The organism is Rhodanobacter spathiphylli B39 (assembly GCF_000264295.1).
Classification (GTDB): Bacteria; Pseudomonadota; Gammaproteobacteria; order Xanthomonadales; family Rhodanobacteraceae; genus Rhodanobacter; species Rhodanobacter spathiphylli.
Genome location: NZ_AJXT01000041.1, coordinates 40,616 through 47,116, shown reverse-complemented (window position 1 = coordinate 47,116; position 6,501 = coordinate 40,616). Strand labels below are relative to the sequence as shown.

At 65.4% G+C, this 6,501-nt stretch carries 6 protein-coding genes; 1 reads left to right on the top strand and 5 read right to left on the bottom strand.

The genetic code is table 11. The features are described from left to right. Positions 1-75 precede the first annotated feature (75 nt). The gene (gene guaB / locus UU7_RS12620) at positions 76-1,533 is read right to left on the bottom strand and encodes an IMP dehydrogenase (RefSeq protein WP_007808868.1); all 1,458 of its coding nucleotides are present in this window, start codon (positions 1,531-1,533) and stop codon (positions 76-78) included. A gap of 89 nt (positions 1,534-1,622) precedes the next feature. After that, positions 1,623-2,492, bottom strand: coding sequence for a bifunctional methylenetetrahydrofolate dehydrogenase/methenyltetrahydrofolate cyclohydrolase FolD (folD, locus tag UU7_RS12615; RefSeq protein WP_007808867.1), 870 nt, complete (start codon positions 2,490-2,492; stop codon positions 1,623-1,625). A 69-nt stretch (positions 2,493-2,561) separates the two neighbouring features. Here folD and UU7_RS12610 point away from each other — a divergent pair, with 69 nt between their 5' ends. Then, positions 2,562-3,110, top strand: coding sequence for a GNAT family N-acetyltransferase (locus tag UU7_RS12610; RefSeq protein WP_007808866.1), 549 nt, complete (start codon positions 2,562-2,564; stop codon positions 3,108-3,110). A gap of 7 nt (positions 3,111-3,117) precedes the next feature. Here UU7_RS12610 and der read toward each other — a convergent pair whose 3' ends face one another. The 3 genes from der to UU7_RS12595 are packed head-to-tail and all read right to left on the bottom strand — an operon-like array spanning position 3,118 to position 6,387. Next, the gene (der, locus tag UU7_RS12605; RefSeq protein WP_007808865.1) at positions 3,118-4,521 is read right to left on the bottom strand and encodes a ribosome biogenesis GTPase Der; all 1,404 of its coding nucleotides are present in this window, start codon (positions 4,519-4,521) and stop codon (positions 3,118-3,120) included. 22 nt (positions 4,522-4,543) lie between these two features. Continuing rightward, the gene (gene bamB / locus UU7_RS12600; RefSeq protein WP_040673418.1) at positions 4,544-5,740 is read right to left on the bottom strand and encodes an outer membrane protein assembly factor BamB; all 1,197 of its coding nucleotides are present in this window, start codon (positions 5,738-5,740) and stop codon (positions 4,544-4,546) included. Then, positions 5,737-6,387, bottom strand: coding sequence for a YfgM family protein (locus UU7_RS12595; RefSeq protein WP_007808863.1), 651 nt, complete (start codon positions 6,385-6,387; stop codon positions 5,737-5,739). The genes bamB and UU7_RS12595 overlap by 4 nt, the downstream gene beginning before the upstream one ends. Positions 6,388-6,501: the final 114 nt, after the last annotated feature.

Genomic DNA, 6,501 nt, shown 5'->3' with positions numbered 1-6,501 from the left:
TCCCGCATTCGCGGGAATGACGTCCGCCAGGGGTCGGAGAATTGGACAGAGTCCAACCTCCGGATGGGTCTCAAATCAGGAATTCAGCCGGTAGTTCGGCGCTTCCTTGGTGATCTGGATGTCGTGCGGATGCGCTTCGGTCACGCCGGCCGAGGTGACCTTCACGAACTGCGCCTTCTGTCGCACGTCCTCGACGGTGGCCGCCCCCAGGTAACCCATCGAGGCACGCAGGCCGCCGATCAGCTGATGGATGATGTTGCGCAGAGGGCCGCGATACGGCACGCGCCCCTCGATGCCTTCGGGCACCAGCTTGTCGGCGTCCGCCTCGTCCTGGAAGTAGCGATCCTTCGAACCCAGCTGCATCGCGCCGATCGAACCCATGCCGCGGTAGCTCTTGTACGAGCGGCCCTGGAAAAGTTCGACCTCGCCAGGCGATTCCTCGGTACCGGCGAACATCGAGCCCAGCATCACGCTGGACGCGCCGGCGGCCAGTGCCTTGGGGATGTCTCCGGAATAGCGGATGCCGCCATCGGCAATCAGCGGAATCTCGTCCTTCAGCGCGGTGGCGACCATGTCGATCGCGGTGATCTGCGGCACGCCCACGCCGGCGACCACCCGCGTGGTGCAGATCGAGCCGGGACCCACCCCGACCTTGACTGCATCGACGCCGACGTCGAGCAATGCGCGGGCTGCTTCACCGGTGACGATGTTGCCGGCGATCACCTGCACTTGCGGGTAGTTCTTCTTGACCCACGCCACGCGATCGATCACGCCCTGCGAATGGCCATGTGCCGTGTCGACCACCAGCACGTCAACGCCGGCATCGACCAGGGCGGCCACCCGCTGTTCGGTGTCACCTGAAACGCCGACCGCCGCGCCGACCAGCAGGGCTTCCTGGCGGTCCTTGGCGGAATGCGGATTGTCGCGCGCCTTCTGGATGTCCTTGACGGTGATCAGGCCGCGTAACTGGAACGCGTCGTTGACCACCAGCACCTTCTCGATGCGGTGCTTGTGCAGCAACAGCAGCACGTCGTCCTGGCCGGCGCCCTCGCGCACGGTGACCAGCTTGTCCTGGCGCGTCATGATGTTGCGCACCGGATCGTCGAGCTTGCGCTCGAAGCGCAGGTCACGGCTGGTGACGATGCCGACCAGCTGCGTGCCATCCACCACCGGCACGCCGGAGATGTTGTGCGCGCGGGTCAGCCGCAGCACTTCGCGAATCGAGGTTTCCGGGGTGACGGTGATCGGGCTGCGGATCACGCCGGCTTCGAACTTCTTGACCAGGCGAACTTCGGCCGCCTGCTGCTCGGCGGTCATGTTCTTGTGGATGATGCCGATGCCGCCGTTCTGGGCCATGGTGATGGCGAGTCGGGCTTCGGTGACGGTGTCCATGGCCGCGGACACGATGGGGATGTTCAGGCGCAGGTCGCGGGTAAACCGCGTCGAGGTGTTCACGTCGCGCGGCAGCACGATGGAGTGGCCCGGAACAAGGTAGACGTCGTCGTAGGTCAGTGCCTCGGCGAGAATGCGCATGAAAAAGCCCCGCTGCAAAGAGGGAATTATACGCGCCCCGACGTGTTGCCTGCCAGATGCAGGCCTGAATACCGGCCTGCCGGACCGGCTCAGCCCGCTGCCGCAGCCTGCGAACGAGCCTCGGCGGCTTCCAGCGTGTTCTCCATCAGCGTGGCCACGGTCATCGGTCCGACACCGCCGGGAACCGGCGTGATCCAGCTGGCGCGTTCGGCCGCCGGGGCGAACTCCACGTCGCCGACCAGCCGTCCATCGTCCAGCCGGTTGATGCCGACATCGATGACCACCGCGCCGGGCTTGATCCAGTCGCCCTTGACCAGCCCGGGCTTGCCGACCGCGACGATCACGATGTCGGCCTGGCGCACAAAGCCTTCCAGGTCGCGCGTGAAACGGTGGCACGAGGTGGTGGTGCAACCGGCGATCATCAGCTCGAGCGCCAGCGGTCGGCCAACATGGTTGGAAACGCCGATCACCACCGCGTGCTGTCCGCGCACCGGGCGATCGGTGTGGCCGAGCAGGGTCATCACGCCTTTCGGTGTGCATGGACGCAGACCGAAGCGACGCAAGGCCAGGCGCCCCACGTTGATCGCCTGGAAACCGTCCACGTCCTTGTCCGGATCGATGCGGTCGACCAGTGCGTCTTCGTCAATATGTTCGGGCAACGGCGACTGCACCAGGATGCCGTGCACGTCAGGATCGGCGTTGAGCCTGTCGATCAGCGCGAACAACTCCTGCTGGGTCGTGTGCGCCGGCAAGTCATGGTCGAAGGAACGGAAGCCGACCTGGTGACAGGCCTTGCGCTTGTTGCGCACGTAGACCGACGAGGCGGCATCGGCGCCGACCAGGACCACCGCCAGGCCTGGCGCAGCCAGCCCCTGCTTGACGCGCTCGGCTACGCGCTTCCCCACGCGCTCGAGCAATTCCTGCGCGATGCGTTTGCCGTCGAGTATGCGTGCGCTCATGGATGTCACCTGGCTGGGGAGTCGTGCATTATCCGGGCTGGATCACATGCACACAAACACGGGCCGCACATGGACATCACCGGATCGAGCGACGATCGCCTGTACCTGCGGACATGGCGGGAGGAAGATGCGCCGGCGCTGGTGGAAGCTGCCCACGAGTCCGTGGCCAGCGTCGGGCCCTGGCTGCCGTGGTGTCGCGCGGACTACGGCCTGGACGATGCCCTGGCCTGGATCGCACACTGCCAGACGGGCTGGGCCAGCGGCGATCATTTCGCGTTTCCGGTCTTCGAAGCCAACTCCGGTCGCTTGCTGGGTGCCACCGGCCTCAGCCAGCACAACCGGCTGCACCGCAGCGCCAACCTGGGTTACTGGGTGCGTGAATCCTGCCAGCGGCGCGGTGTCGCCGTTGCGGCGGCGCGGCGGGTGGCCCGCTTCGGCTTCTCGCAACTGGGGTTGGTCCGCATCGAGATCGTGATCCTGCCCGACAACCTGGCCAGCCACGGCGTGGCCAGAAGTCTTGGCGCGAAATTCGAGGCGGTCGCCCGGCAAAAGTTATGGGTTGACGGCCGGGCACGCGACGCCGCGGTCTACGGATGGATACCGCGGGATCTCGACTGAAACCCGTTCAGCGCGTGCGGCTGATCAGCTCGCTCTTGCGGCGGCGGGCCTTGTGCTGCTGTTCCTTGGTCAGCACTTTCTTGCGTCCGGCATACGGATTTTCGCCCTCGCGGAACGCGATGCGGATCGGCGTGCCCTCGAGCTTGTAGCGCTTGCGGAAGAAGTTCTCGAGGTAGCGCTGGTACGCCGGTGCGATGTGCTTGGTACGGGTGCCGTGGATCACGATGGTCGGCGGATTGGTGCCGCCCGGATGCGCGAAGCGCAGCTTCGGCGCGTGCCCGTTGACCAGTGGCGGCTGGTAGCTTTCGTAGGCCTTTTCCAGCGTCTTGGTCAGGTCGGACGACACCAGCACCTTGGTGGCAGACGCGTGCGCGCGCACCACGGCACGCATCAGCTCACGCAGGCCCGAGCCATGCAACGCGGAGATCTGCACCTGCTTGGCCCAGTCGGCGAATACCAGGCGACGATCCAGCGCGCGGCGGCATTCGTCGCGCTGGTACTGATCCATGTCGTCCCACTTGTTGATCGCGATGACCAGCGCCCTGCCCTCGTCCATCGCGTAACCGATCAGGGTGAGGTCCTGGTCGGCGAGGTTTTCCCGGGCATCGATCATCACCACCACGACCTGGGCCGCGGCGATCGACTGCAGCGTCTTGATCACGCTGAATTTCTCGACCGCTTCCTCGACCCGTGCCTTGCGCCGGATACCGGCCGTGTCGATCAGCGTATAACGCTTGCCGTCGCGCTCCAGCGGCACCCGGATCGGATCGCGGGTGGTGCCGGCGACGTTGGAAACGATCAGCCGTTCTTCGCCGAGCAGGCGATTGATCAGGGTCGACTTGCCGGCATTCGGACGCCCCACGATGGCGACGCGGATGGTGCCATCCTCGCTGTCGGCTTCGACGGTGCTCTCTTCGTCGGCTGGAAGGATCGGCAGCAGGATGCGGATCAGGTCATCGGTGCCGCGATTGTGCGCCGCCGACAACGGCAGCGTGGTACCGATGCCGAAGGCGGAAAACTCGGCCAGCACGGCTTGTTCGTCGAGGCCGTCAGTCTTGTTGACCACCGCGACGATCGGCTTGCCGCTGCGACGCAGCTCGCCCAGGATCACGTAATCCTGCGGCAGCAGGCCGTCGCGCGCATCGACCACGAAGACCAGAACGTTCGCTTCCTCGATCGCCAGGCGCACCTGCCTGGCGGTCAGCACGTCCATGGTGTCCTCGACGCCGGACAGGCCGCCGGTATCGACCACCACGAAGGGCCGATCGCCACTGCGGCAGACGCCGTAATGGCGATCGCGGGTGACGCCCGGCATGTCGGCCACGAGGGCGTCACGGCTGCGCGTCAGCACATTGAACAGGGTCGATTTACCGACATTCGGACGACCAACCAGTGCGACGACGGGCAACATGATGAGTACTTCGTTCCAGCGATCAGGGTGAGGACAGACGGTAGGCGCCGATGTGGCCCTCGACGTCCTCGACGTAAACGATGTCGCCCACCACCACCGGCTGGGCACGGATCGCCTTCTTCGACAGCCGCTCACGGGCAGCCAGGGCGCCGTCACCGGTCTGCAACCAGTGCACGTAGCCTTCCAGGTCGCCCACGACAACGTAGTTGCCCTGCACGGCCGGTCCGGTGACCCAGCGATACTTCAGCGAGGCGTTCTTCCACATGTCGGTGCCGGTGCTGCGATCGAACGCCCACACCTGGGACTGGTCATCCACGCCGAAGATCGCGCTGGCATTGCTGGCCAGCGAGTCGAACGTGGAGAACGGATGCGACCACAGGGGGCGGCCGCTGGGGCCGTCGATGGCGGTCAGGTTGCCATGGTAGGCGGCGCCGTAGAGCGTGCTGCCGTCCAGCAGGATCGAACCGTCGGCGTCATTCAGCTTGTCGATCTCGGTGCGGCCTTCGCCGCTGGCCAGACGCTGCTCCCACAATTTCGAACCATTGTCCTGGCGCAGGGCCACCAGCTTGCCGTCGTCGCTGCCGAAGAACACCACGCCGTTGGCCACCAGCATCGTGCCGTTGCCACGCAGACTCAGCAGCGGCACCGTGCTCTGGTCGTAGACCCAGCGACGATGGCCGTCCGCGGCGTCCAGCGCATACACGCGACCGTCACCGGTGCGCACCATCACCATGTCGCCCACGATCACCGGCGACGCCATCACTTCGCCACTGACCTCGACTTCCCAGCGCGGGTTGCCGTCCTTGGCGCTCATGGCGTAAACGTGGCCATCCAGCGTACCGACCGCGAGCAGGTCGCCGCTTACAGCAGGGCCGCCCGCATACTGGGCATCCTTGCGCTTCTTGTCGCCCCAGCCAAACCAGCCGTGCGTGCGCGAGCTCTTCGTCCACAGCGTCTTGCCACTGGTGGCGTCGATGGCGGCGATTTTCCCGTCGGTGCTGTCGGCATACAGCACGCCGTCGACCACCGCCGGGCGCAAACGCACGCCGCTCACCTGGGCACCGTCACCGACCGTGGTCTTCCACAGCCGGGTGATCTGCACCGTCGACTTGAAATCCTTGGCCAGCGGCGTCGGCGGCTGGACGTTTTCCTTCTTGAAGGAATGGCAACCGGCGAGGGTTGCCAGCGAAGCCAGCGTGATCAACAGAAATCTTTTCATGCACCCTGCTTCCCGGCCACAGCCAGATCATCGATTTTCATCTGCAGCGCGCCGCGTTGCGGCGCTTCCTCGCCCAGTGCCGACATGGCGGCCTGATAGGCCTTGCGGGCTTCGTCCGGGCGTCCAAGCTTGACCAGCACATCACCGCGGAGTTCCTGTGCCAGCCCTTGATAGCTGTCCACGGGAATCTTGTCGAGGGTGGCCAGCGCTGCCTTGCCGTTGTCGGCGGCCATTTCCACCTGGGCCTTGCGCAACTGCGTGAGCGACTTCAACGCCGGCTCGGTGGCATGGCTCTCGGCCCATTCCAGCGAGGCCTCGGCCTTGTCCAGCTGCTTGGCTTCGACCTGCTGCTTGGCACGATCGCTGACGGCGAACACGGCAAACGGCGACTTGGCGTAATCCTTCATCAATTGGTCGGTCAGCTGCGCGGCGACATCGGTCTTGCCCGAGGCCTGCGCGATCTGCGCCTGCTGATAGAGCTGGGCAGCCTCGGCCTCGTTGCCAGCCTGGTGCTTGCGCCACTGCTGCCATCCGAAGATGCCGACCAGGCCGATCGCGATGCCGACGATGATCGAAACGCCATTCTCGCGCAGCCACTTCTGAACCAGCTCGCTCTGTTCGTACTTGTCGTATTCTTCAAATGCCATGCAATCACCATTCAAAAGGCCGCGCGCCCGCGGACGCGTGCAGGGGCCAGTGCGATAAATCCAGGGAAAAGCCGGTCACGTCCACTCGTGACCGAGTGGACGTCAGTGGGCAAG